Annotated in this window: 21 protein-coding genes and 1 pseudogene; 11 read left to right on the forward strand and 11 right to left on the reverse strand. The window is 72.5% G+C overall.

What is annotated here, in order from left to right:
• Positions 1-15 precede the first annotated feature (15 nt).
• The gene (locus QFZ64_RS21850; protein WP_307068255.1) at positions 16-714 is read left to right on the forward strand and encodes an ABC transporter ATP-binding protein; all 699 of its coding nucleotides are present in this window, start codon (positions 16-18) and stop codon (positions 712-714) included.
• Between the two features lie 57 nt (positions 715-771).
• Here QFZ64_RS21850 and QFZ64_RS21855 read toward each other — a convergent pair.
• A pseudogene (locus QFZ64_RS21855) lies at positions 772-1,119 on the reverse strand (ATP-binding protein); the annotation flags it as partial.
• A 23-nt stretch (positions 1,120-1,142) separates the two neighbouring features.
• Between QFZ64_RS21855 and QFZ64_RS21860 the strand changes: the two are divergent.
• Positions 1,143-1,847, forward strand: coding sequence for a DUF5753 domain-containing protein (locus QFZ64_RS21860; RefSeq protein WP_307068257.1), 705 nt, complete (start codon positions 1,143-1,145; stop codon positions 1,845-1,847).
• A 425-nt stretch (positions 1,848-2,272) separates the two neighbouring features.
• On the opposite strand, the gene QFZ64_RS21865 is transcribed toward QFZ64_RS21860, so the two are convergent.
• Entirely contained in the window at positions 2,273-3,316 is a 1,044-nt protein-coding gene (locus tag QFZ64_RS21865) for an NAD(P)-dependent alcohol dehydrogenase (protein ID WP_307068259.1), read from the reverse strand.
• Between the two features lie 180 nt (positions 3,317-3,496).
• Here QFZ64_RS21865 and QFZ64_RS21870 point away from each other — a divergent pair, with 180 nt between their 5' ends.
• The gene (locus QFZ64_RS21870; RefSeq protein ID WP_307068261.1) at positions 3,497-4,369 is read left to right on the forward strand and encodes a helix-turn-helix domain-containing protein; all 873 of its coding nucleotides are present in this window, start codon (positions 3,497-3,499) and stop codon (positions 4,367-4,369) included.
• A gap of 198 nt (positions 4,370-4,567) precedes the next feature.
• The gene (gene msrA, locus QFZ64_RS21875) at positions 4,568-5,080 is read left to right on the forward strand and encodes a peptide-methionine (S)-S-oxide reductase MsrA (RefSeq protein ID WP_307068263.1); all 513 of its coding nucleotides are present in this window, start codon (positions 4,568-4,570) and stop codon (positions 5,078-5,080) included.
• 58 nt (positions 5,081-5,138) lie between these two features.
• Here the strand turns inward: msrA and QFZ64_RS21880 are convergent, their stop codons facing one another.
• Positions 5,139-6,257 carry a hypothetical protein gene (locus QFZ64_RS21880; protein ID WP_307068265.1) on the reverse strand — a complete coding sequence of 373 codons (1,119 nt, stop codon included), beginning with the start codon at positions 6,255-6,257 and terminating at the stop codon, positions 5,139-5,141.
• Positions 6,258-6,438: 181 nt separating this feature from the next.
• Here QFZ64_RS21880 and QFZ64_RS21885 point away from each other — a divergent pair, with 181 nt between their 5' ends.
• Positions 6,439-7,593 (forward strand): cystathionine gamma-synthase, encoded by a 1,155-nt coding sequence (locus QFZ64_RS21885; RefSeq protein WP_307068267.1) that lies wholly within the window; start codon positions 6,439-6,441, stop codon positions 7,591-7,593.
• Positions 7,594-7,663: 70 nt separating this feature from the next.
• On the opposite strand, the gene QFZ64_RS21890 is transcribed toward QFZ64_RS21885, so the two are convergent.
• The 3 genes from QFZ64_RS21890 to QFZ64_RS21900 form a co-directional block, all read right to left on the reverse strand.
• A complete protein-coding gene (locus tag QFZ64_RS21890; RefSeq protein WP_307068269.1) occupies positions 7,664-7,912 on the reverse strand; it encodes a hypothetical protein in 249 nt (82 codons plus the stop codon).
• The gene (locus tag QFZ64_RS21895) at positions 7,909-8,439 is read right to left on the reverse strand and encodes a sigma factor-like helix-turn-helix DNA-binding protein (protein WP_307068271.1); all 531 of its coding nucleotides are present in this window, start codon (positions 8,437-8,439) and stop codon (positions 7,909-7,911) included. The genes QFZ64_RS21890 and QFZ64_RS21895 overlap by 4 nt, the downstream gene beginning before the upstream one ends.
• A gap of 190 nt (positions 8,440-8,629) precedes the next feature.
• A complete protein-coding gene (locus tag QFZ64_RS21900) occupies positions 8,630-9,133 on the reverse strand; it encodes a MarR family winged helix-turn-helix transcriptional regulator (RefSeq protein WP_307071812.1) in 504 nt (167 codons plus the stop codon).
• A 260-nt stretch (positions 9,134-9,393) separates the two neighbouring features.
• Between QFZ64_RS21900 and ilvA the strand changes: the two genes are divergently transcribed.
• The 3 genes from ilvA (at position 9,394) to QFZ64_RS21915 (ending at position 12,779) form a co-directional block, all read left to right on the forward strand.
• Positions 9,394-10,623 (forward strand): threonine ammonia-lyase, encoded by a 1,230-nt coding sequence (gene ilvA, locus QFZ64_RS21905; protein ID WP_307068273.1) that lies wholly within the window; start codon positions 9,394-9,396, stop codon positions 10,621-10,623.
• A gap of 246 nt (positions 10,624-10,869) precedes the next feature.
• Positions 10,870-11,922, forward strand: coding sequence for an ATP-binding cassette domain-containing protein (locus tag QFZ64_RS21910; protein ID WP_307068275.1), 1,053 nt, complete (start codon positions 10,870-10,872; stop codon positions 11,920-11,922).
• Positions 11,919-12,779, forward strand: coding sequence for an ABC transporter permease (locus tag QFZ64_RS21915; protein WP_307068278.1), 861 nt, complete (start codon positions 11,919-11,921; stop codon positions 12,777-12,779). Before QFZ64_RS21910 ends, QFZ64_RS21915 begins: the two co-directional genes overlap by 4 nt.
• Before the next feature lie 131 nt (positions 12,780-12,910).
• Here the strand turns inward: QFZ64_RS21915 and greA are convergent, their stop codons facing one another.
• Together greA and QFZ64_RS21925 are read right to left on the reverse strand one after the other, a co-directional pair.
• Positions 12,911-13,411: a transcription elongation factor GreA gene (gene greA / locus QFZ64_RS21920; protein WP_307068280.1), complete on the reverse strand. Its 501-nt coding sequence runs from the start codon at positions 13,409-13,411 to the stop codon at positions 12,911-12,913.
• Between the two features lie 238 nt (positions 13,412-13,649).
• Positions 13,650-14,051 (reverse strand): DUF4307 domain-containing protein, encoded by a 402-nt coding sequence (locus QFZ64_RS21925; RefSeq protein WP_307068282.1) that lies wholly within the window; start codon positions 14,049-14,051, stop codon positions 13,650-13,652.
• A 220-nt stretch (positions 14,052-14,271) separates the two neighbouring features.
• On the opposite strand from QFZ64_RS21925, the gene mca reads away from it, so the two are divergent.
• Both mca and QFZ64_RS21935 read left to right on the forward strand, forming a co-directional pair.
• The gene (gene mca / locus QFZ64_RS21930) at positions 14,272-15,123 is read left to right on the forward strand and encodes a mycothiol conjugate amidase Mca (protein WP_307071813.1); all 852 of its coding nucleotides are present in this window, start codon (positions 14,272-14,274) and stop codon (positions 15,121-15,123) included.
• 81 nt (positions 15,124-15,204) lie between these two features.
• Positions 15,205-15,453, forward strand: a complete 249-nt coding sequence (locus QFZ64_RS21935) for a hypothetical protein (protein ID WP_307068284.1) — start codon at positions 15,205-15,207, stop codon at positions 15,451-15,453.
• Positions 15,454-15,593: 140 nt separating this feature from the next.
• On the opposite strand, the gene QFZ64_RS21940 is transcribed toward QFZ64_RS21935, so the two are convergent.
• Positions 15,594-18,803, reverse strand: a complete 3,210-nt coding sequence (locus QFZ64_RS21940; RefSeq protein ID WP_307068286.1) for a tetratricopeptide repeat protein — start codon at positions 18,801-18,803, stop codon at positions 15,594-15,596.
• Between the two features lie 224 nt (positions 18,804-19,027).
• Here QFZ64_RS21940 and QFZ64_RS21945 point away from each other — a divergent pair, with 224 nt between their 5' ends.
• Positions 19,028-21,067 (forward strand): thioredoxin domain-containing protein, encoded by a 2,040-nt coding sequence (locus QFZ64_RS21945; protein ID WP_307068288.1) that lies wholly within the window; start codon positions 19,028-19,030, stop codon positions 21,065-21,067.
• 38 nt (positions 21,068-21,105) lie between these two features.
• Here QFZ64_RS21945 and QFZ64_RS21950 read toward each other — a convergent pair whose 3' ends face one another.
• Both QFZ64_RS21950 and QFZ64_RS21955 read right to left on the reverse strand, forming a co-directional pair.
• Positions 21,106-21,846: a Mut7-C RNAse domain-containing protein gene (locus QFZ64_RS21950; RefSeq protein WP_307068290.1), complete on the reverse strand. Its 741-nt coding sequence runs from the start codon at positions 21,844-21,846 to the stop codon at positions 21,106-21,108.
• A 232-nt stretch (positions 21,847-22,078) separates the two neighbouring features.
• Complete coding sequence (locus tag QFZ64_RS21955) at positions 22,079-22,795, reverse strand: hemolysin III family protein (protein WP_307068292.1); 717 nt, start codon at positions 22,793-22,795, stop codon at positions 22,079-22,081.
• Positions 22,796-23,220: the final 425 nt, after the last annotated feature.

The following is a 23,220-nucleotide window of genomic DNA, read 5'->3' on the forward strand; positions in this document are numbered from 1 at the left end:
CAGGAGCTGACCACCATGTACGTACTCAGTGGCGTCACCAAGCGCTACACACGGGGCAAGGACGTCGTCAACGCCCTCGACGGCGTCGACCTCACCATCGGCGACGGCGACCGGCTCGTCATCCAGGGCCCCACCGGCGGCGGCAAGTCGACGCTGCTGCAGATGATCGGCGGCCTCGACAAGCCGACCTCCGGCAGTATCGAACTCGACGGCACCGACCTCGCCCGGCTCTCCGAGGCCAAGCTCACCGAGGTGCGCGGCGAGAACATCGGCTTCGTCTTCCAGAGCTTCAACCTCATCCCCACGCTCACCGCGCAGGAGAACGTCGAGACGGCGCTCGTCCCACTCGGCGTGAAGGGCAGGGAACGCCGCGAACGGGCCGCCGAGGCACTGGCCTCGGTCGGCCTCGGCGAACGGCTCGGCCATCTGCCCGGCGAGATGTCCGGCGGCCAGCAGCAGCGCGTCGCCATCGCCCGCGCCCTGGTCAAGAAGCCGAAGGTGCTCCTGGCCGACGAGCCCACGGGCAACCTCGACGAGTCCATGCGCGACGAGATCATGGAGGTCCTGGAAACCCTCTGGAAGGAACACGGCCTGACCTTCGTGATGGTCACCCACGACTCGACCCTGGCGCAGAAGGCCCCCCGCCTGGTGACGATCCGCAAGGGCAGGATCACGGTGAAGGAGAACAAGCCGAAGGAGAACGCGAAGGCTTAGCCACGGCGGAGGGGCCGGGCACGGCCGAACCACCGTGCCCGGCGGCCTCTGCGACCTCCCCTCCACCTCGCACCACACGGTCTTGTGACCCGCTCCCTGCTCCACACCCCACCGCGGAGCGAGCGCGTCCAGGAGGGCGAGCCCCCGCCCGGACTCGTCCGCGGGGGAGGCCCGCAGCAGGACGGGCAGCGCCCGCGGGTCGGGATCGGTCACCTCGACCCGCGTACTGCCGTACGGCGTACCGAGAACCCGGACGGTCACGGGGGTGCCCTCGCCGACGTGATCGATGACGTTCGTCAACAACTCGCTGACGCACAGCCCGACGTCGAAGCCGTGGTGACGGAGCTGCCGGCGCACCTCGGGCACGGCCTCCGAGGTGGCGAGCAGCCGCAGCTCCGCGCTCACCGCCACGGCTTCTTCGAGCGCCGGTGCGAGGACGTGCGGAGGGCGCGGCGGGACCGCACGCGGCGTACTTCGAGAAGGTCCTGGAGGCCGAGCGGCACGCGGAATCCATCGAGGAGTGGTGCCCCGGCGTCTTCCCCGGGCTGCTACAGACCGCGCCGTACGCGCGGGTACTCGTCCGGTCAGCTCGCCCCACGGCCTCTGACGAGAGGGTCGAGGAAAAGGTACCGGCCCGTCTCGCCCGCGCCCGCCTCTTCGAGGACGACCACTCCACTCCGGAGTACTGGGTGGTCCTGCACGAGTCGGTCCTGACCGACGCGCTTCTGCCGCCGATCGAGATGGCCGAGCAACTGGACCCCGTCGTGAAGCTGACCGAGCGGTACCGGATCGTTCCGCAGATCGTCCCGCGGAGGTGTGGCGCGTATCCCCTGATGGCCGCCTCTGCCAAGGTCATGACGTTCCCCGACGCACCGCCGTTGGTCCACCGCACCACCGAGGACAGTTGGACATTGGAGATCGTCACCCCGGCCTGGCCCAACGACCGGGTTCTCCTGTCCCGCGACGGGGGTCTGCCTCACGCCGGTCCGCACGGGGAGCGGTGGTGGCACATCTTCCACTCCTCCCGCTCCGAGATCCGGGCGGCCGGTTTCTCGCCTTCCGGGCAGACGATCGCCGTCGCGACGAGCAGTGACATCTCGCTGTGGACTCGGGTGGCTGCCCGGCAGGGCTGAGCCGGTCTGTCGGAGGTCTGGCGGACACATGACGGCGGGGCCCCGACTCGTTGGTGGCCGTGACGGTTTCGAGTGGGCGCTGCGCCGTGCGTGGACGTCGACTCCGCCGCCCGGCTGCTGCCCCGGGAACGCCCCTACCCGGCAGGGCACACGCTTCTCGCCCCTCTGCGCTGATGACGGATCCGCACGGCCGGTCGTCCGCCGCCTCGTCGCAGGGGGTCGGCAACGGTCCGCGGCCGGGCGGCCTGCGGCGCATGGACGCCGCCGGGGGCTGGTTCTCCTTCCCTTGTGGCACCACGGGACCCTCTGATCGTCATCGTGCGCATCGTGCCCCCGTTCGATGCGCTGTAGCGCCCGTCTCTCACTCTCGGTACGCGGGAGGCCCACGGACGCTTGTCCGTGGGCCTCCCCGAGGACCTGATCGGTCAGATCGTCGAGACGTCGATGACGAACCGGTAGCGGACGTCGCCGGCGAGGATGCGCTCGTACGCCTCGTTGATCTCGGAGGCGGTGATCAGCTCGATCTCCGCGCCCAGGCCGTGCTCGGCGCAGAAGTCGAGCATCTCCTGGGTCTCGCGGATGCCGCCGATGCCGGAGCCGGCCAGGGAGTAGCGGCCGTGGAAGAGGGACCAGAGGTTGAGGGAGACCGGTTCCTCGGGGGCGCCGACGTTCACCAGAACGCCGTCCGTGCGCAGCAGGGAGAGGTACGCGGCGAAGTCGAGCGGGGCCGACACCGTCGAGAGGATGACGTCGAACGTGCCGCGCAGGTCCTCGAAGGTCTTCGGGTCGCTGGTGGCGTGGTAGTGGTCGGCGCCCAGCTTCAGGCCGTCGTCCTTCTTGCGCAGGGACTGCGACAGCACGGTCACCTCGGCGCCCATCGCGTGCGCGAGCTTGACGGCCATGTGGCCGAGGCCGCCCATGCCGAGGACGGCGACCTTCTTGCCGGGCCCGGCGTTCCAGTGCCGCAGCGGGGAGTACGTGGTGATGCCGGCGCACAGCAGCGGCGCGGCGACGTCCAGGGAGAGGGCGTCGGGGATGCGGACGACGAAGTCCTCGTCGACGACGACCTTCTGGGAGTAGCCGCCGTAGGTGACCTCCCCGTCCTTGCCGACGCCGTTGTACGTCATCACGTTGCCGCCCGTGCAGTACTGCTCCAAGCCGGCCTTGCAGTTGTCGCACTCGCGGCAGGAGTCGACCATGCAGCCGACGCCCACGCGGTCGCCGACCGCGAACTTCGTCACGCCGGGGCCGACCTCGGAGACGACACCCGCGATCTCGTGGCCGGGGACCATCGGGAAGATGGCCTCGCCCCAGCCCTCCCTGACCTGGTGGATGTCGGAGTGGCAGATGCCGGCGAACTGGATGTCGATGAGGACGTCGTGCTCACGGACCGCGCGTCGCTCGATCGTGGTGCGCTCCAGCGGAGCCTTGGCGGCGGGCGTGGCGTACGCGGCGACAGTGGTGGTCATGGTCTCGGGATCTCCGCATCTCGTGACGTGGGGCATCGGTGATGCCCGGTGGTGCTCGGTATGACCTCCACGGTGCCTGGCTCGCGGACATCCACCCAGGCCACGGCTTTGCGTACGTCCGCCGTGCCTACTACTGGCGGGGTCAGGTTCACGGGCGTACGACCGTGAATACTGGAAGGCATGGATGGACAGCTGGACCGGCGTGCCGAACTGAGCGAGTTCCTGCGTACCCGGCGGGCCCGGCTCAAGCCGGAGGAGGTGGGGCTGCCCTCGTTCGGCCGGCACCGCCGGGTGCCGGGGCTGCGGCGGGAGGAGCTGGCGCAGCTCGCCGGGATGTCCGTGGCGTACTACACCCGGCTCGAACAGGGCAACGGGCGCAACGTCTCGGCGGAGGTCCTGGACGCGATCGCCTGCGCGCTGCGGCTCTCCGACGCCGAGCACGCCCACCTGCTGGACCTCGCGAAGCCGAAGCGGCACAAGAAGAAGGCCGTGGCGCCGACGCAGCAGGTGCGGGTGGCGCTGCTGCAGCTTCTGGAGTCGGTGGAGACGGTGCCCGCGTACGTCTACGGGCGGCGCTCGGACATTCTCGCCTGGAACAGGATGGCCGCCGCGCTGTTCGGCGACTGGGGCCGGCTCCCGGCGTCGGAGCGGAACTGGGCGCGCCTGGTGTTCCTGCACCCGGACCAGCGGGACCTGTTCGTCGACTGGGACCAGAAGGCGTCGGACATGGTCAGCTACCTGCGCATGGACGCGGGCCGGCACCCCGACGACCCCCGGCTGTCGGCGCTGGTGGGCGAGCTGTCCGTGAAGAGCGAGGAGTTCCGGCGGCTGTGGGCCACGCACGACGTGAAGGAGAAGAGCTACGGGGCGAAGCGGATACGGCATCCGCTGGTCGGTGAGCTGACCCTGTCCTTCGAGACGTTCCACCTGGCCGACGACCCGGACCAGAGCTTCATGACGTATCACGCCGAGCCGGGCTCCCCGTCGGCGGAGGCCCTGCGGCTGCTGGCGAGCTGGGGGACGGACGCGGTGACCTCGTCGTTGTCGAAGTGAGCGGGCCCGGGCGTCCGGCCCTCCCGGGCCCGGGCGTCCGGGAGGGCCGCACGCTCCGCAGACCCCGGTGGAATGGCGGGGACCCGCCCCGGGTTGACGAGGGTGGGCCGTGAACCCCGGCGGTGTGCGAGCCGGGCGGCCCGAGTGACCACGCCGAAGAGCTTCGGCCGAAGACTTTCACCGACTGGAGGAGCCGCGATGGCTGGGCAGACGCAGAGGGCCGTGCTGGCGGGCGGATGTTTCTGGGGCATGGAGGAGCTCGTCCGCCGGCAGCCGGGCGTGGTCTCGACCCGCGTCGGCTACACCGGGGGCGACGTGCCGAACGCGACGTACCGCAACCACGGCACGCACGCGGAGGCCCTCGAGATCCTCTTCGACCCGGAGCTGACCGACTACCGCGCGCTCCTGGAGTTCTTCTTCCAGATCCACGACCCGAGCACCAGGAACCGCCAGGGCAACGACATCGGCATGAGCTACCGCTCGGCGATCTACTACGTGGACGACGAACAGAAGCGGGTCGCCGAGGACACGATCGCCGACGTGGACGCCTCCGGTCTGTGGCCGGGCAAGGTCGTCACCGAGGTGGAGCCGGTCGGCCCCTTCTGGGAGGCCGAGCCCGAGCACCAGGACTACCTCCAGCGGTATCCGAGCGGCTACACGTGCCACTTCCCGCGCCCGAACTGGCGCCTGCCCGCGCGCACCCAGGGCTGACGTACGGGCACGGCGGTCGGCCCCGCGCAGCGGGGACCGACCGCCGTGCCAACAGACCCTAGCTCGGCACCGTCATCGGGTTGCCGCCGTTCGCCTCGAAGCCGCCGACCGCGAGGGCGCGGCAGACCGCGTAGCCGGCGGCCGGGTCGCTGGACAGGACCCAGGGGAGGGCGCCCACGTGGCCGTCCACGTGGACGAGCTGGCTCATCGCCTCCGCCCAGCGCTCGCCGGCGACCAGGAAGTACACCAGCATGTGCCGCACGTGCGGCAGCGTCGGGTCGTCCGGGCGGGCCGAGTGCACCGCGTGCAGCGCGCCGTGCACCGCCGTGGTGACGACCTCGCTCTGGTACAGGCCGCGCACCAGGTTGACCTCGGGCAGGTGCTCGAACACCGCGAACAGCGGCAGCGCCGACAGCAGTGAGCCCCGCGGTGCGCGCGCCGCCGCGGCCTCGGCGAAGGCGGACGCGAGCTGCCGCGAGCCGTGCCACTTCTCGCACCAGTACCGCAGGGCCGCCATGTGCGCCCCCATGTGCGCGGGCGCGCGGTCAAGGATCTTCAGCCAGAGCTGCTCGAACTCCGCCCGCGGATACCCCAGCCCGCGCGCGACGGACAGTTCGACGATGTACGGCACCGGGTCACCCGGCGCCAGCAGCGCCGCCTCGCCGCAGGCCGCCCTCGCCTCCTCCATGATGATCCGGAACTCGTCCGTCCCCGGTGTCGCCGTCCGCCACGCCTGCTGCGCCAGGAACTCGGCGTGCACCGCGGCCCCGCCCGCGTCCTTGGGCTGCTCCGCGCGCCACACCCGCAGCCACTGCCCGCCCGGTATCTCGCCGACGCCGCCCGGCCGCCGGCTCAGCTCCAGCGACGCGGCACCGGCGAAGGCCTGCACGCGCTGCCAGCGCAGCTCGCCCTCCTTCTCCGTGCCCGCGAGCAACTGCGCGGCGGCCCGGTAGTCCTGCGTCCGCTGGACGACCTCCAGGACGTCCAGCAGGTCCTGGTCGGGTCCCGGCAGCCGGAGGTCGAGCTCCTCCTCCGGCAGGAAGCCGTAGTTCGCCGGGTCGGCGGCGTCCGGATGGCCGGGCGGGACCAGCTCCAGCCCGCCACTCCTGCGCCGCAGGAACGGCAGAGCGACCATGCCGAGCATGGCCATCGCCAGCAGAACCCAGAGAATCTCCATGCCCCAAGGGTTCCAGACGGGTCCGACAATTGGCCAACCCGACCGAACGACGGTTCGACGCGCCGTGCGTCCGTACCCGGGGCGGCGACTTCCGGGGCGACTTTCGGGGGCGACCTCCAGGCCAGCGGCCGGGACCCGCCGGGACGGCGTGTGCCCGCTCGGCGCACTACGCTCGGGACACATGAGCGACAGGCACATCAGTCAGCACTTCGAGACACTCGCGATCCACGCGGGCAACACCGCGGATCCCCTCACCGGCGCGGTCGTCCCGCCGATCTACCAGGTCTCGACCTACAAACAGGACGGCGTCGGCGGGCTGCGCGGCGGCTACGAGTACAGCCGCAGCGCCAACCCGACCCGTACCGCCCTGGAGGAGAACCTCGCCGCCCTGGAGGGCGGCCGCCGCGGGCTCGCGTTCGCGTCCGGACTGGCGGCCGAGGACTGCCTGTTGCGCACGCTGCTCCAGCCCGGCGACCACGTGGTGATCCCGAACGACGCCTACGGCGGCACGTTCCGCCTCTTCGCGAAGGTCGTCTCCCGCTGGGGCGTGCGGTGGTCGGTCGCCGACACCAGCGACCCGGCGGCCGTCCGCGCCGCCGTCACCGAGAACACCAAGGTCATCTGGGTGGAGACGCCCTCCAACCCGCTCCTCGGCATCACCGACGTCGCCGCCGTCGCCCAGGTCGCGAGGGACGCCGGCGCCCGGCTCGTCGTCGACAACACGTTCGCCACGCCGTACCTCCAGCAGCCGCTGGCGCTGGGCGCGGACGTCGTCGTCCACTCGCTGACCAAGTACATGGGTGGCCACTCCGACGTCGTCGGCGGCGCGCTGATCACGGCGGACGAGGCGCTGGGCGAGGAACTCGCGTACCACCAGAACGCGATGGGCGCGGTCGCCGGGCCGTTCGACTCCTGGCTGGTGCTGCGCGGCACCAAGACGCTGTCGGTGCGCATGGACCGGCACAGCGAGAACGCCGGCCGGGTCGCCGAGATGCTCACCCGGCACCCGCGCGTGAGCCACGTGCTGTACCCCGGGCTGCCCGACCACCCCGGTCACGAGGTCGCCGCGAAGCAGATGCGGGCCTTCGGCGGCATGGTCTCCTTCCGGGTCGAGGGCGGTGAGGAGGCGGCGGTCGAGGTCTGCAACCGCGCCGAGGTGTTCACGCTCGGCGAGTCCCTCGGCGGCGTCGAGTCCCTGATCGAGCACCCGGGGCGCATGACGCACGCGTCGGCGGCCGGTTCGGCGCTGGAGGTCCCGGCCGACCTCGTCCGCCTGTCCGTCGGCATCGAGAACGTCGACGACCTGCTGGCGGACCTGCGGCAGGCCCTCGGCTAGGAACCGTCCTCGGCCCGCGGACGGCGCCCGTCGGCCGCGTCCGCACCGCCGGTCCGACGACCTCCGCCGCTCACCACCCGGTGAGCGGCGGAGTCGTGTCCGAGGGCGGCTCCACCCAGGGGTGTACGGTCGCCGCCCACACCGCGAAGGCGACGGCCGCCGCGCACAGCAGGAGCCACAGCAGCCGCAGCAGGGCCCTGCGGCGACGCAGCATCCGCCCGCCGCGCCGCACCGCCTGCGCGTACAGCTCCGGCGGCACCACGGGGGGAGCGCTCTCCAGCAGCCGCCGCACGGCCGCCTCCCGCTGGGTCTGGTTCACGAGGGGGCCACCTCTACCCTCGCCGGTGCCGGGCCGCGCGGCGGGTGCAGCAGCGCGGCCACCGCCCGCGCGTGGAGGGCGCGCACGCGCTCCACCGACAGCCCCAGCAGCGCGGCGGTCTGCTCCTCCGCGACGCCCTCGTGCAGCAGCAGGACGACGATCAGCCGCTCCTGCGGCGTGAGCCGGGCGAGCGCCCCGGCCGGACCGGGGCGGTGCGGGCCGGACGACCCGGCCGCGTCGGGGCGGTGCCGGCCGAACGTGCCGTACGTGTGCCACGCCGTACGCGCGAAGCGGGCGGCGAGCTGCCGGCGGGCGCGGTCGTAGGGGTCCTCGCCGCGCAGCCGGTCCCAGGCGGCGTACGTGTGCGCCAGGGCGAGGGTGAGCAGCCGCCGGGCGCGCGGATTGGCGTCGGGCACCTCGGCGGTGAGCAGCGTGGCGGTGTGCAGCAGCCGGCCGGCCGCGCCGGCGACGAACGCCTCGAACTCCCGCGCCCGGCGGGCACTGTGCGACGCCTCCCGTCTGCGCACCGCGCCTCCCGCCCGCCCTCAAGCGATCCCGGATGAGGGGCCCCGGCCGCAGGCGACCGGCACCCGGTCTCATATGAGGCCAGAAAGCGCCCCGCGGTCAAGAGTGCGACGGGCACCGGCACGAAGCGGCGGGCCCGCCCGGGAGCGGTCGCGGGGGCCCTGTCGTTAAGGAGCTCAGGAGCTCAGGAGCTCAGGACGCGGGCGGCTGCTCCGCCGTACCGCCCTGTACCGCCTGCCGCGCCGACAGCGCGCCGTTGAAGCGGGTGAGGAGGGCGGTGAACGTGTCGCGCTCCTCGGGAGCCCAGTCGTGCGTCAGTTCGGCCATCAACTGCCGCCGCGACGCGCGGACCTCGCCCAGCCGGGCCTGCCCGCGCGGGGAGAGCTGAAGCACCACCGCGCGGCCGTCCTCCGGGTGCGAGGTCCGCTTGACCAGTCCGGTGTCCACCAGGGGAGCCACCTGGCGGGTCACGGTGGAGGAGTCGATCCCCATGCTCGCGGCGAGCGCCTTGACGCCCATGGGGCCCTCGCTGTCGAGCCGGTTGAGGAGGAGGTACGCGGCGCGGTCCATGGAGTTGCGCACCTGTCCCACCCCACCGAGCCGGGTCTGCTCGGCGCGGCGTGCGAACACCGCGACCTCGTGCTGCAGCGTGTCCAGGAGACCGGTGTCACCGACGGTCGTCATGTCCATCGACATTTCTGGTGTGGGCATGGCGGGGGCTCACTTCGTACAGGGGGCGGCTGTGTTGGTCGACAAGGGTACGCGGCCGGGGCGTGGCCCGTACCGGCGCGGCGCAAACCGGTGCGGTCCCGGCCCCGGTCGCGGCCCGTGACCGGGTTCGGTGCGGTCCCGGCCCGCGGGCGCGGCCCCGTCCCGGCCCGTGGCCGGGTTCGCGTTCCGGTCTCGGCCCGTGGTCGCGCCCGGTGCGGCGGGCCCGGGGCTGCGAGACTGGGGGCATGAGGTACAGCACGGCCCGAGCCCTGACCACGGTGACGCTGGACGACGTACGCGGCGCGCAGAAGATGCTCTCCGGCATCGCGCGCGTGACCGCCCTGGAGGGGAGCCGGTACCTGTCCCGGCTGGTTGGCGCGCCGGTGCGGCTGAAGTGCGAGAACCTCCAGCGCACCGGCTCGTTCAAGCTGCGCGGCGCCTACGTGCGCATCGCGGGGCTGCTGCCCGAGGAGCGCGCCGCCGGGGTCGTCGCGGCGAGCGCGGGGAACCACGCGCAGGGGGTGGCGCTGGCCTCCTCGCTGCTCGGTGTGCGCTCGACGGTGTTCATGCCGAAGGGCGCACCGCTGCCGAAGATCAGCGCGACCCGGGAGTACGGCGCCGAGGTGCGCCTGGAGGGCCAGGTGGTCGACGAGACGCTGGCCGCCGCCCAGGAGTACGCCGAACGGACCGGCGCGGTGCTCATCCACCCGTTCGACCACCCTGACGTCTGCGCAGGTCAGGGCACGCTCGGTCTGGAGATCCTGGATCAGTGCCCGGAGGTGCGGACGATCGTCGTCGGGATCGGCGGGGGCGGTCTCGCGGCCGGGATCGCGGTCGCGGTGAAGGCGCTGCGGCCGGACGTGCGGGTGGTGGGCGTGCAGGCGGAGGGAGCCGCCGCGTACCCGGTGTCGCTGGCGGCGGGACACCCCGTGTCGGTGGACAACCCGGTCACGATGGCCGACGGGATCAAGGTGGGCCGGCCCGGCGAGGTGCCGTTCCGGATCATCGAGGACCTGGTCGACGAGGTCCGTACGGTCACCGAGGACGACCTGGCCAAGGCGCTGCTGCTGTGCCTGGAACGGGCGAAGCTGGTCGTGGAGCCGGCCGGGGCCAGCCCGGTCGCGGCTCTGCTCGCGGACCCGGGCTCCTTCGAGGGGCCGGTGGTGGCCGTGCTGTCCGGCGGGAACGTCGATCCGCTGCTGATGCAGCGGGTGCTGCGGCACGGCATGGTGGCGGGCGGCCGCTATCTGCAGGTGCGGGTGCGGCTGACCGACCGGCCCGGCGCCCTGGCCACGCTTTTGGGGGTGTTGTCGGTGGCGGATGCCAATGTGCTCGACGTGAGCCACGTACGGACCGATCCCCGGCTCGGGCTCACGGAGGCGGAGGTGGAACTGCATCTGGAGACCAAGGGACCGGAGCACTGTGCCGAGGTCGAGTCGGCGCTGCGCGAGGCGGGGTACACGGTCGTCGGCTGAGCGTCCGCGCAGGTCGGGGGCGGGGCATGTCCGTTCCGCCGGACACGGAAACGGAAGGGCTGATACCCGTTGTGAGACGCGATACATCGCGTTACTGTGTGTGTTGTGGGAGTGACGCCGCCCGCCGGCGCTCGCCCTCGCGCCCGCACGAAAAGCAGTACCGCTCGCGTTCGACGTCAGGCAAAGTGAACGTAAAGCGGTAGCCGGCAAGGCCGACGACAATCCCCGACGACGTGGAGAACTCATATGCCAGGCGCCATCTATGCCGAAGGGCTGGTCAAGACCTTCGGTGACGTAAGGGCTCTGGACGGCGTCGACCTCGATGTCCCCGAAGGCACGGTGCTCGGCCTGCTCGGACCGAACGGCGCGGGCAAGACCACCGCGGTCCGCTGCCTGACGACACTGCTGCGCCCCGACAGCGGCAGGGCGGTCGTCGCGGGCATCGACGTGGTCAAGAACCCCGACGCGGTCCGCCGTTCGGTCGGCCTGTCCGGACAGTTCGCCGCGGTCGACGAGTACCTGACCGGCCGGGAGAACCTCCAGATGGTCGGCCGGCTCTACCAGATGAAGGCCAAGGCGGCCAAGGTCCGGGCGGGGGAGCTGCTGGAGCAGTTCCACCTCGCCGAGGCCGGTGACCGCCCCGCCAAGACGTACTCGGGCGGCATGCGCCGTCGGCTCGACCTGGCCGCCGCGCTGGTCGTCTCCCCGCCCGTGATGTTCATGGACGAGCCCACCACCGGACTCGACCCGCGCAACCGCCAGCAGTTGTGGGAGGTCATCAAACAGCTCGTCTCCGGCGGCACGACGCTGCTGCTGACCACCCAGTACCTGGAGGAGGCCGACCACCTCGCCCACGACATCGCGGTCGTCGACCACGGCAGGGTCATCGCCCGCGGCACCTCCGACCAGCTCAAGGCCCGCACCGGCGGCGAGCGCGTCGAGGTCGTCGTGCACGAACGCGACCACCTGACCACCGCCTCCCGGGTGCTGCACGGCTTCGGCAAGGGCGAGGTCACCACCGACGACCACATCCGCAGGCTCACCGTCCCGGTCACCGGCGGCGCCAAGCTGCTCGCCGAGGTCATCCGCGAGCTGGACGCCCGCGGCATCGAGATCGACGACATCGGACTGCGCCGGCCCACCCTGGACGACGTCTTCCTCTCCCTGACCGGCCACGTGGCCGAGGAGGACACGGACGAGGCCGCCGACGGTTCCGGCGACCAGGACGGCGCCGACGGCACGCGCTCCGGCAGTTCCGGCAGTTCCCGCAGTTCCCGCAGGAAGGAAGCCACCAAGTGAGCGCCGTCACCGACACCGCGGGGACCCAGGTCACGCTCCGTCCCGGCAGCGCGATCGGCCAGTCCGTCCGGGACTCGCTGGTCGTCGCGAAGAGAAATCTGATCCGCATGGCCCGGATCCCCGAGATGCTCATCTTCGGGCTCATCCAGCCCATCATGTTCGTGGTGCTGTTCACCTACGTGTTCGGCGGCTCGATCCAGGTCGGCTCGTCCACGTCCACCCAGGCCTACCGCGAGTTCCTGATGGCGGGGATCTTCGCCCAGACGGTGACGTTCGCGACCGCGGGCGCCGGCGCGGGCATCGCCGACGACATGCACAAGGGCCTCATCGACCGCTTCCGCTCACTGCCCATGGCGCGCGGCGCGGTGCTGACCGGCCGTACGCTCGCCGACCTGGTGCAGTCGGCCCTCACCCTGATAGTCCTCGCGGTCGTCGCCGTCCTCGTCGGCTGGCGCACGCACGAGAACCTCGGCAAGGTGCTCGCCGCGTTCGGTCTGCTGCTCCTGCTCGGCTACGCGTTCTCCTGGATCGGCGCGCTCATCGGCCTGTCCGTGCGCACCCCGGAGGCGGCGACGTCGGGCGGTCTGATCTGGCTGTTCCCGCTGACGTTCATCTCCAACGCCTTCGTCGACGCCAACCAGATGCCGACGTTCCTGCGGCACGTCGCCGAGTGGAACCCGTTCAGCGCCAATGTGCAGGCCTGCCGCGAGCTGTTCGGCAACCTGCCGCCGGGCTTCCAGGCGTCCGACGCCTGGCCGATGCAGCACCCCGTGTGGGCCTCGCTGATGTGGTCCGTCCTCATCATCGTCGCCTTCCGCACCCTCGCCGTCCGCAAGTACCGCTCGGCGACGGCGTAGGACGGGCGGCGGCACAGGGCGGACAGGGAACCGCCCCCGGCGCCGTGGGGCGTCGGGGGCGGTTCCGGGAAGGCGGTGCGGGCTCGGTCCGGCGGGGCCCGGCCCCGGCAGGGTCGAACCCCGGGTGGGGCTCAGCCCTGGTACGGCTCGGCCTTGAGGATCTTCACGGAGGCCTTCTTGCCGTTCGGAAGTTCGTACTGCGCTTCCTCGCCGACCTTGTTGCCGATCACGGCGGAGCCCAGCGGGGACTGGGGGGAGTAGGTCTCGATGTCCGCGCTGGCGTACTCGCGGGAGGCGAGCAGGAAGGACAGGGTGTCGTCCTCGTCGCCGTCGAAGGCGATGGTCACGACCATGCCGGGCCCGACGGCGCCGTCCGCGGAGGTCTGGGCCTCGCCGACCTGCGCGTGCTCCAGGAGCTGCGTGAGCTGGCGCACACGGAGCTCCTGCTTGCCCTGCTCCTCCTTGGCCGCGTGGTACCCGCCGTTCTCCCGCAGGTCCCCCTCCTCGCGCGCGGCCGCGATCTTCGCGGCGATCTCGGTGCGCGCAGGACCAGTAAGGTACTCAAGCTCGTCCTTGAGCTTGTTGTACGCCTCCTGGGTCAGCCAGGTGACGTTCTCGCTGGTCTCGGTCACGGGTGCTCCTCGTCGGTACTGGGAATACAAAGCATCGCCCTTCCCAGAAGAATGTTCCCCTTCTGGTGGGCGAAACCACGAGCCTAACAATTCCCCGGCCGAAGGGGGAGGACATAAGACGCGAGAATGTCGTCCGGCCAGGTCAGTGCGGGCGACGGGGGAGTCCTCCGGCCGTTTCCGGACCGCCTGTGCGGGCCCGGGACCGGGACCGCCCGGGACGGGCCGTCCGGGAGGGGCGTCAGCCGGCGTGGCAGCCGAGGAGTTCCGCGGTGGACCCCTTGGCCGTGGTCCGGAGCGTGACGACGCGGTCGATGCGGGTCTGCCGGCCGTCGAAGCGGAAGTCGGCGCGGCCGACCTCCGTGCCGTTCGCGGACTGGGAGCGCAGCGTGCAGTAACCGCTCGCGTCCGCGTCCTTGCGCACCTCCAGATGCGCCTGCACCCTCTCGTCCGAGACGGCCTGGAAGGTGATCACCTGGCCGCTGATCTCGCTCTGCCCGACGTAGTGGTAACCGAGCCAGCCGACCAGGACGAGCAGGGCCGCACCCAGCGCGATGCCGACGATCCTGAGCGTGTGATCGGCGCGTTCGTCCGCGGCGCGGCCGTAACGGCCCTCGGGGAGCCGCGTGCTCGCCGTACTCATGATCGTCCTTTCGGCCGTACCGGGGGCCAGGGCCGCGGAACACCGTTCCCCGCCGGACCCGGAATTATTCGCCCCCCGATTCGGTCACTATAGAAGCCTTCGCCCGCAAGCCTGCCGCCGCCCCGGGGGGACGGCTCCCGGGGGCGAGAGAACGGACTGCGCTCGCGCACACCGGGCGCCGACTTACGAGGATTGAGCCTTGACTGACCAGCTGCGACTGATGGCCGTGCACGCCCACCCCGACGACGAGTCGAGCAAGGGTGCGGCCACCATGGCGAAGTATGTGTCCGAGGGGGTGGACGTGCTGGTCGTGACCTGCACGGGCGGCGAGCGCGGCTCCATCCTCAACCCCAAGCTCCAGGGGGACGCGTACATCGAGGAACACATCCACGAGGTGCGCAAGAAGGAGATGGACGAGGCCCGCGAGATCCTCGGCGTCAAGCAGGAGTGGCTCGGCTTCGTCGACTCCGGCCTGCCCGGGGGCGACCCGCTTCCGCCGCTCCCCGAGGGCTGCTTCGCCCTGGAGGACGTCGACAAGGCGGCCGGCGAGCTGGTGCGGCAGATCAGGTCGTTCCGCCCCCAGGTGATCACCACCTACGACGAGAACGGCGGCTACCCGCACCCCGACCACATCATGACCCACAAGATCACGATGGTGGCCTTCGAGGGCGCGGCGGACACCGAGAAGTACCCGGAGGCCGAGTACGGCCCGGCGTACCAGCCGCAGAAGCTGTACTACAACCAGGGCTTCAACCGGCAGCGCACCGAGGCGCTGCACCAGGCGCTGCTCGACCGGGGCATGGAGTCGCCCTACGGGGACTGGCTGAAGCGGTGGGCGGAGAACGCGCGCCCGGAGCGGACGCTGACCACGCACGTGCCGTGCGCGGAGTTCTTCGAGATCCGGGACAAGGCGCTGATCGCCCACGCCACGCAGATCGACCCGGACGGGGGCTGGTTCCGGGTGCCGCTGGACCTCCAGAAGGAGGTCTGGCCGACGGAGGAGTACGAGCTGGCGAAGTCGCTCGTGGACACGTCGCTGCCGGAGGACGACCTGTTCGCGGGCGTGCGGTAGCCGCTGGGGGGGGGCGTGCGGTGGCTCTGGCCGCGGGCGTGCGGTAACCCTGGGGCCGGTGATCGCCGGGCCTGGGGGACAATGGGGGGCATGAGCGCAAGCGTGAGCCTGGCCGTGTCGCATCTCGTGCCCCTGGCGGACCTGGACGAGAACAAGGTCACCCCCGGTGTTCTGGGCTTCATCGTTTTCGCGGTGATGGCCCTGGCGGTGTGGGGGCTGATGAAGTCCATGAGCAAGCACATGCGGAAGGTGGACTTCGAGGAGTCCGCGCCGTCCGCCCCCGCGAAGGGGAAGTCCTCGGGGGACGGGGTGTCGCCGGCGAAGGGGTGACGGTCTGGGGCCGCGGGCGGTTTTTTCTCGCCCCCGCCGCCTCTTCCCGTCCCAACCCGGGGGCAAGCCCCCGGACCCCCGCGGGTGCGTTGCCGGCCGCCGGCCGGTGGGGGTACGCCGCGCAGTTCCTGGTGCCCCTTTCAGGGGCGCCTACCGGCCGGGACCGGGACGCCCATGACTTCCCTCGCGTGGCGGTCGGGGACCATGCCCAGGGGCCAGGCCTGCCAGGGCACCTCCAGGCTGACGCCCCGCTCCAGCAGCAGCCGGTACGCCGACACGTAGTCGTCCAGCTTCGGGTCCCGCAACGGATGGCCGGCGCGGGCGAGCTGGGCCAGTTCCTCCTGGGCCACCGCCGTCCCCACCTCCACCCCGCCCGGCGCGGCGTACGGCAGCAGCGTGCAGCGCAGGAAGCGGGCCCAGTCCTCGCCCCGCCGGTCCCCGTACGACGTGAACAGCCCGAGCGCCTCGTCGCACAGCCGGAGCGCGGCCTGCGTCCGGGCGTTGCCCGCGTCGACCACCGCCAGCTCCAGGCACGTCCACGCCTCGCCGTGCACGACCCCGATGCGCTGGAAGTCGGCCCGCGCGTCCACCAGGAGCTGGCGGGCGAAGCCGGAGTTGCGCAGTGAACCGGTCTGCGCGGCCCGCTGGTCGCGGGTGACCCGCGCCGAGTGGTGCCGCGCGCACGCCAGCCCGTACACGTCCCGCATCCGGGAGAACATCGTGCGCGAGCGCTCCAGCTCCCGCACCGCCCGGTCCAGGTCGCCGGTCTCCTCCAGCGCCTGCCCCAGGTAGTACACCGTCCACGCCTCGCCGCGCGCGTCCTCGTTCTCCCGGTGCCGCGCGGCCGCCCGGCCCAACGCCTCCACCGCCTGCGCGGCCTCCCCGCCGACCAGCAGCGTCCGCGCCAGCTGGGTCAGTGCCCAGGCCTCGCCGCGGCCGTCGCGCGTGCGGCCGTACAGGTCGAGGGCGGCCCGCAGCTCGGCCTCGGCACGGTGCGGGTCGCCCATCCGCAGGGCGAGCTGCCCGAGCTGGTAGTGGGTCCATGCCTCGCCGTGCACGGAGTCGTTGCGCCGGTGCAGTTCCAGCGCCTCGTCGAGGAGTTCCAGCGCCTCGGCCAGCCGGGAGCGGTCGCGTTCCACCGCCGCCAGCGCGTGCATCGTCCACGCCCGGTCCGCCGCCAGCTCCGGCGCCGCCTGGAGGTCCATCGCCTCCCGCAGTTTCGCCGCCGCCTGCGCGAGCTGCCCCTGGTGGTGCAGGGTGATACCGAGCGAGCACAGCGCCCGCGCCGCGCCCGCGTCGTGGTGCGCCTCCAGGTAGAGGTCCACCACGGACGTCAGGGTCGTCCGGGCCCGGTCCAGTTCACCGAGCTGACGTGCGGCGATGCCCGTGCGCCACTGCACGGACCGCACCAGCAGCCCCTGGTCCACCGACTGCGCCAGTTCGCTGATCTCGCCCAGCCGGTACAGGTCGCCGCGCAGCAGGCAGTAGTCGCACAGCGCGCCCAGCAGGTTGAGCACCGCCGCCTGGTCGACGCCCTCCGCGTGCCGCAGGGCCGCGGTGATGAAGCTCGACTCGTCGTCCAGCCAGCGCAGGGCCGCGTCGAGCGAGACGAAGCCGTGCGAGCCGAAACGGTCGGAACGGGTCGACATCTTGCCGTCGACCATCCGCAGCACCGCGTCGGCGAGCTCCGCGTAGTTCGCGATCAACCGCTCCTGCGCGGCCGTCCGCTCGGCGGGCTCCTCCTCGTCGGCCAGCCGGGCCGCCGCGAACGTCCGTACGAGGTCGTGCAGCCGGTAGCGGTCGCCGCGGACGTGGTCGATCAGGCCCGCCCGGGCCAGCGCGGTGAGGTGCCGGGCCGCCTCCGCCTCGTCCGTCGCCAGCAGCGAGGCCGCCGCGGCCGCGCCCAGCGAGGCCCGGCCCGCGAGCGCGAGCCGGCGCAGCAGCCGCCGCGCCGCCTCCGACTGGTCGGTGTAGCGCAGCCACAGCGCCCGCTCCACCGGCTCCACCGGCCCGTACGCGCCCAGGTCCGCGGCGAGCCGCTGGGGGGTGCGCGGCCCCAGCGAGGAACCGACCAGGCGCAGTGCCAGCGGCAGCCCGCCGCACAGCTCCCGGACCCGCTCCGCCGACTCCGCGTCGTACGGTCCCGAGGCGTCCTGCGCGCAGGCCTTCAGCAGCTCCTCCGCACCGGCCGCGTCCAGCGGGCGGACCGGCAGCTCGTGCACCCACGCGGACAGGTCCGGCGGCAGCTCCAGCGGCTCCCGCGCGGTGACCAGGATCAGGCTCTCGGAGTGCTCCGGCACCAGCGCGCGGACCTGCGCCACGTCGTGCGCGTCGTCGAGGACGATCGTCACCGGCAGATCCGTCAGATGCCGGTCGTACAGCTCGCCCAGCCGCCTGACCTGCTGGTCCGGCGCCGACCGCTCCCGGAACAGCAACTGCTCGCGGGGCGCGCCGAGCCGGTTCAGCATGTGCAGCAGCGCCTCCCGGGTGGACAGCGGCGGCTCCTCGGGACTGTCGCCGCGCAGATCGACGACGCACGCGCCGCGGAACTGGTCGCGCAGGTCGTGCGCGGCGCGCAGCGCCAGCGAGGTGCGGCCCGAGCCGGGGGCGCCGTGCAGCACGACCACGGTCGGTCTGGTCCCGGTGCTCGCGCGGGCCGCGTGCACCCACTGCGCGATCCGCGACAGTTCCGTGCGCCGGCCCGCGAACCGGTCGACGGGCGCGGGCAGTTGTCCGAACGACTGGGCCAGTACGTTGCGACTGCGGGCGGCGGCGCTCTTGTCGCTGCCGCGCAGCCGGGGTGCGGTCCTCTTGGCCGGCCCGGTGGAGGCGGCGAGCACGCGCTGCTGGTCCAGGAACGGGCGGATGCCGCGCACGTCGAGCGCGGTCAGCCACTGCAGCCGGAGCTGCTCGGGGCCGCCCGGCTGGCCGAGCGCGCCCGCCCGGTGGTGGGCGGCGGGCACATGCGTGGCGCCCACCTTCACGACGGTGGCGGCGGCCCCGACGACCCCCACGGCGACGCCCGCGCCGAGCGCGGTGCCGGCGCCGGTGCCGAGGGCGGCGTCGAAGACGACGGCGGTGAGCGCGGCCACGCCCGCGACCGTCAGGGCGGTGCCGGCGCCCGCCTTCGCGTACCGCTGGGCGAACGTCTGCCGGTCCTGCTCGGCCTCGTCCAGGGCGCGGGTGTAGGCCGCGTATTCCTCGGCGGCCGTCTGCGCCATCGCGTCCAGGGCGGTCCGGGCACGGGACAGCAGCACACCGCCGTCCGTGCGCCCGCCGGAGCGGCGCACCTCCTCCTCCACGGCCCGCGCCAACAACCGCTCAGCATCCGCGCGATGCGTGTCCCGCATGCCACGCTCCCCCTTCGGTGGCAACCGACTCCGTCCCCAGTGTCCTTGGCGGACGGCGGCTGCGACAGGGGGCGATGTCGATCGGACGCGGCGGAGTCGGGCGTGCCGGGCTCATGGCGCGTGGCGCGGGTGTGGTCGCGGGGTGTCGCGCGTCCGCCCGTCCGCGCGACGCCACCCCTGTGGCGTGGGGCGGACCGGGGGGCACGTGCGCGAGGATGGGGGGCATGCCCAACCGACTTGCGCAGGCCACGTCCCCGTACCTCCTCCAGCACGCGGACAACCCCGTCGACTGGTGGCCGTGGGAGGCAGGCGCGTTCGAAGAAGCCCGGCGGCGCAACGTCCCCGTGTTCCTGAGCGTCGGCTACAGCGCGTGTCATTGGTGCCACGTGATGGCGCACGAGTCCTTCGAGGACGACGACGCCGCTGTATACATGAACGAGCACTTCGTGTCCGTCAAGGTGGACCGTGAAGAGCGGCCCGACGTGGACGCCGTCTACATGGAGGCGGTGCAGGCCGCCACGGGACAGGGTGGCTGGCCCATGTCCGTCTTCATGACGCCGGACGGGGAGCCGTTCTACTTCGGCACGTACTTCCCGCCGGAGCCCCGCCATGGGATGCCGTCCTTCCGGCAGGTACTCGAAGGCGTCCACAGCGCGTGGACGAGTCGACGCGACGAGGTAGGCGAAGTCGCCGCGAAGATCACCAGGGACCTTGCCGAGCGGGAGTTGAGCATCGCGTCCGCAGGGGTGCCCAGCGAGGAGACTCAGGCCCTGGCGCTCCTCCAGCTGACCCGGGACATCGACCCCGCGAGCGGCTGGTTCAAGGGAGACACCAAGTTCCCGCCGTCGATGGTGGTCGAGTTCCTGTTGCGCCACCACGCGCGTGCCGGTTCCGTGGCGGCGCTGGAGATGGCAGAGGGGCTGTGCGGTGCGATGGCTCGTTCGAGCCTGTACGACCAGGTGGGAGGCGGCTTCCATCGGTACGTACTCACGCTGAGGAGTGGTGGGTCTTTGATGCCCCACTTCGAGAAGATGCTCTACGACAACGCGCTGCTGTGCCGTGTGTACGCGCATCTGTGGCGGGCCACCGGCTCCGGCCTCGCCCGGCGGGTGGCGCTGGAGACCGCCGACTTCATGGTGCGCGAACTGGGCACCGCCGAGGGCGGGTTCGCCTCCGCGCTCGACGCCGACAGCGACGACGGCACCGGCAGGCACGTCGAGGGCGCGTACTACGTGTGGACGCCGGCCGAGCTCGCCGAGGTCCTCGGTGAGGACGACGCCGAGCTCGCCGCGCGGTACTTCGGCGTGACCGAGGAGGGCACGTTCGAGCACGGGCGGTCCGTGCTGCAACTTCCGCAGTCCGACGGGGTGTTCGACGCGGAGCGGATCGCCACGGTCCGGTCGCGGCTGCTCGACGCGCGGTCCGCGCGCCCGGCGCCCGGCCGCGACGACAAGGTGGTCGCCGCCTGGAACGGGCTCGCGATCGCCGCGCTCGCCGAGACCGGCGCCTACTTCGACCGTCCCGACCTGGTCGACGCCGCGCTCCGCGCCGCCGACCTCCTCGTACGGCTGCACCTGGACGAGCACGGCCGGCTCGCCCGTACCTCCAAGGACGGACGCGCCGGTGCGCACGCGGGCGTACTGGAGGACTACGCGGACGTCGCCGAGGGCTTCCTCGCGCTGGCCGGGGTCACCGGCGAGGGTGTGTGGCTGGAGTTCGCCGGGCTGCTCCTCGGTCATGTACGCACCCGGTTCACCGGCGAGGAGGGCACGCTGTACGACACGGCGGCCGACGCCGAGCGGCTGATCCGCAGGCCGCAGGACCCCACGGACAACGCCACCCCCTCCGGGTGGACCGCCGCCGCGGGCGCCCTGCTCTCGTACGCCGCGCACACCGGCTCCGACGACCACCGCACCGCCGCGGAGCAGGCGCTCGGCGTGGTGCGCACGCTCGCCCCGCGCGCCCCCCGCTTCGTCGGCTGGGGCCTGGCGGTCGCCGAGGCGCTCCTCGACGGACCCCGCGAGGTGGCCGTCGTCGGCCCTTCCCTCGACGACCCGGCCACCGCCGCCCTGCACCGCACGGCACTGCTGGGCACGGCCCCGGGCGCGGTCGTCGCGGCAGGCCCCGAGGGCGGCGACGAGTTTCCCCTCCTCGCCGACCGCCCGCTCCGGCAGGGCGCTCCGACCGCCTACGTCTGCCGAGGCTTCGTCTGCGACGCCCCGACCACCGACCCGGACCACCTGCGCACGACCCTGGGCGGCTGAGGGCGGCTGATCGCGGGAGAGGGGGCGAGGGGCCGGGCCTAACGGGTCCGGTCCGCCGGGTGGGCGCGGGCCAGTGCGCGTTCCACGATGGCCTCCAGTCGGTCGTGGTGCGCGCCCTTCCAGTAGGCCCGCCCGCATTCCCGGCACTGCGCGAACACGTCGTACGTGCGTCGCGTGCCGTCCTCGAGCTGCGCGGCGACCTCCTCCTTGGTGGTCTCGCGGAGCAGTCCGTTGCAGGCGGTGCACCGGGTCCACGGGTGCGGTTCGGGTGCGAACCGGTCGAGCACTTCCCGGAGCTGTTCGTCGGGGTGGGTGCTGTAGACGAACGCGCCCGCCCACAGCTCCCTGCGGCGCAGCAGCCCCCGGTCGCGGCTGAGCAGCACACGCTGTTCGGCGGCCGAACGGGCGGCGAGCGCGGGGTCGCCGATGTCGAGGGACTCGTACGCCGTGTCGACGCCGAGCAGCCGCAGCCGGCGCGCGAGGGTGCCGAGGTGGACGTCGAGCAGGAAGCGCAAGGGGGCGCCCGGGACGCGCTGGGGGCGCGCTACGGGCCGTACGGCGACCGACTCGCCGGCGGCGGGTACGTGTGAGACCGGGACCTCGTGGCCGTTCACCATCAGCGCGCCGACCTCGGTGAGGGGCACGCCGAGCGATTCGACGACGTGGCCCAGCGTGGAGACGCCGTCGGTGGCGGCCGTACTCGCCCCGTCGCGCCGGGCGGCCGGTACGAACAGGTGCAGTTCGGGGGCGAACTCGATGTGGATCGCGGGTCCGTTCACCCGGCCAGGATGGCATGGGAGAGGAGGTCGGGGAGCGGGAGAGCGGGAGAGCGGGGAGCCGGAGAACGGCGCCGGGGTGCCGGGACCCGGGGCGCACGGCGAGCGCCTCGGCAGAGCGCGCGGCCGGTGACCGACGTGCTCTCCCGCATCGGCCAAGGGCCATGGCGCGAAGCCATGGCCCTGTCGTGCGGATGCGGATGCGGACCCGGGTCCGCCTGAGCCCGGACCGGTTCTAGGTGTGCTGGTACGCCACCATGGAGATCCCCACGTAGTGCACGGCGAACGCCGCCAGTGTGAGGGCGTGGAAGACCTCGTGGAAGCCGAACCAGCGCGGTGACGGGTTGGGGCGCTTTATGCCGTACACCACGCCGCCCGCGCTGTAGAGGACACCGCCCACGACGACGAGCACCAGGACGGCGACGCCTCCGGCGTGCAGGAAGTCCGGCAGGTAGAAGACCGCCGCCCAGCCCATGGCCAGGTAGCACGGGGTGTACAGCCAGCGCGGGGCGCCGACCCAGAACACCCGGAAGACGATGCCCGCGGCGGCCGCCGCCCAGATGCCCCAGAGGAGCCACTGCCCCTGCGCCCCCGGCAGGAGCAGCATCGTCAGCGGGGTGTAGGTGCCCGCGATGATCAGGAAGATGTTGGCGTGGTCCAGGCGGCGCAGGACGCCGTCCATCCGTGGGCTCCAGGTGCCCCGGTGGTACAGCGCGCTCACGCCGAACAGCAGGCAGGCGGTCAGTACGTAGATCCCGCAGGCGATCCGGCCGCGCGTGGAGTCGGCGAGCGCGGTGAGGACCAGACCGGCGACGAGCACGGTGGGGAACATGCCCAGGTGCAGCCAGCCACGCAGCTTGGGCTTCACGGGGTGGGGAAGGGAGAGCGCCGCGGGACCGCCGCCGGCGGCGGCAGTGGTGTCCGTGGGCGCGTCGGGGACGGACGCAGTCATGACTGGCATGGTACCTACGGCGCCGTGAGCCAAACCTCAGTCGGGTTTCCGGCCGGGCGAAATCCGGACGACGGACGGGTCGGGCAGGCGGACCGGGCAGACGGACCGGGCCGCGGACGACCCGTCTCCGACCGTCTCCGACCCTCTCCGACCGTCTCCGACCGTCTCCGACCGCCTCCGACGGCTACGGGCGGGGCCCTTCGTGCCCCGCCCACTCCCCGTGCACCCGGCATGTTCCGGGAAACCTTCCCGGGGAACCCGCTTCGCGCGAAAGGAAACCCGCTCTCGAGTGGCATTGCTCACGCCGCTCAGTTGTGCGGCCCTCTGGACATATGGGCAGCAGGGTCGGATGATCAAATGAGTGCGGTCGGCACCGGATGAGCGCCGAGGGATCGACGCCGTGAACGCATCCGGGTCGCAGCCCC

Origin of the sequence: Streptomyces sp. B3I8 (assembly GCF_030816915.1) — a bacterium.
Classification (GTDB): Bacteria; Actinomycetota; Actinomycetes; order Streptomycetales; family Streptomycetaceae; genus Streptomyces.

Bases quoted from the DNA above. Each gene is read 5' to 3' on its own strand.
- QFZ64_RS21925 (WP_307068282.1), bottom strand. From the start codon at position 14,051: ATGAGTACGGCGAGCACGCGGCTCCCCGAGGGCCGTTACGGCCGCGCC.
- QFZ64_RS21940 (WP_307068286.1), bottom strand. From the start codon at position 18,803: ATGCGGGACACGCATCGCGCGGATGCTGAGCGGTTGTTGGCGCGGGCC.
- ilvA (WP_307068273.1), top strand. From the start codon at position 9,394: ATGAGGTACAGCACGGCCCGAGCCCTGACCACGGTGACGCTGGACGAC.
- QFZ64_RS21880 (WP_307068265.1), bottom strand. From the start codon at position 6,257: ATGGAGATTCTCTGGGTTCTGCTGGCGATGGCCATGCTCGGCATGGTC.
- msrA (WP_307068263.1), top strand. From the start codon at position 4,568: ATGGCTGGGCAGACGCAGAGGGCCGTGCTGGCGGGCGGATGTTTCTGG.
- QFZ64_RS21870 (WP_307068261.1), top strand. From the start codon at position 3,497: ATGGATGGACAGCTGGACCGGCGTGCCGAACTGAGCGAGTTCCTGCGT.
- QFZ64_RS21885 (WP_307068267.1), top strand. From the start codon at position 6,439: ATGAGCGACAGGCACATCAGTCAGCACTTCGAGACACTCGCGATCCAC.
- QFZ64_RS21910 (WP_307068275.1), top strand. From the start codon at position 10,870: ATGCCAGGCGCCATCTATGCCGAAGGGCTGGTCAAGACCTTCGGTGAC.
- QFZ64_RS21955 (WP_307068292.1), bottom strand. From the start codon at position 22,795: ATGACTGCGTCCGTCCCCGACGCGCCCACGGACACCACTGCCGCCGCC.
- mca (WP_307071813.1), top strand. From the start codon at position 14,272: ATGGCCGTGCACGCCCACCCCGACGACGAGTCGAGCAAGGGTGCGGCC.
- QFZ64_RS21935 (WP_307068284.1), top strand. From the start codon at position 15,205: ATGGGGGGCATGAGCGCAAGCGTGAGCCTGGCCGTGTCGCATCTCGTG.
- QFZ64_RS21850 (WP_307068255.1), top strand. From the start codon at position 16: ATGTACGTACTCAGTGGCGTCACCAAGCGCTACACACGGGGCAAGGAC.
- QFZ64_RS21900 (WP_307071812.1), bottom strand. From the start codon at position 9,133: ATGTCGATGGACATGACGACCGTCGGTGACACCGGTCTCCTGGACACG.
- QFZ64_RS21865 (WP_307068259.1), bottom strand. From the start codon at position 3,316: ATGACCACCACTGTCGCCGCGTACGCCACGCCCGCCGCCAAGGCTCCG.
- QFZ64_RS21945 (WP_307068288.1), top strand. From the start codon at position 19,028: ATGCCCAACCGACTTGCGCAGGCCACGTCCCCGTACCTCCTCCAGCAC.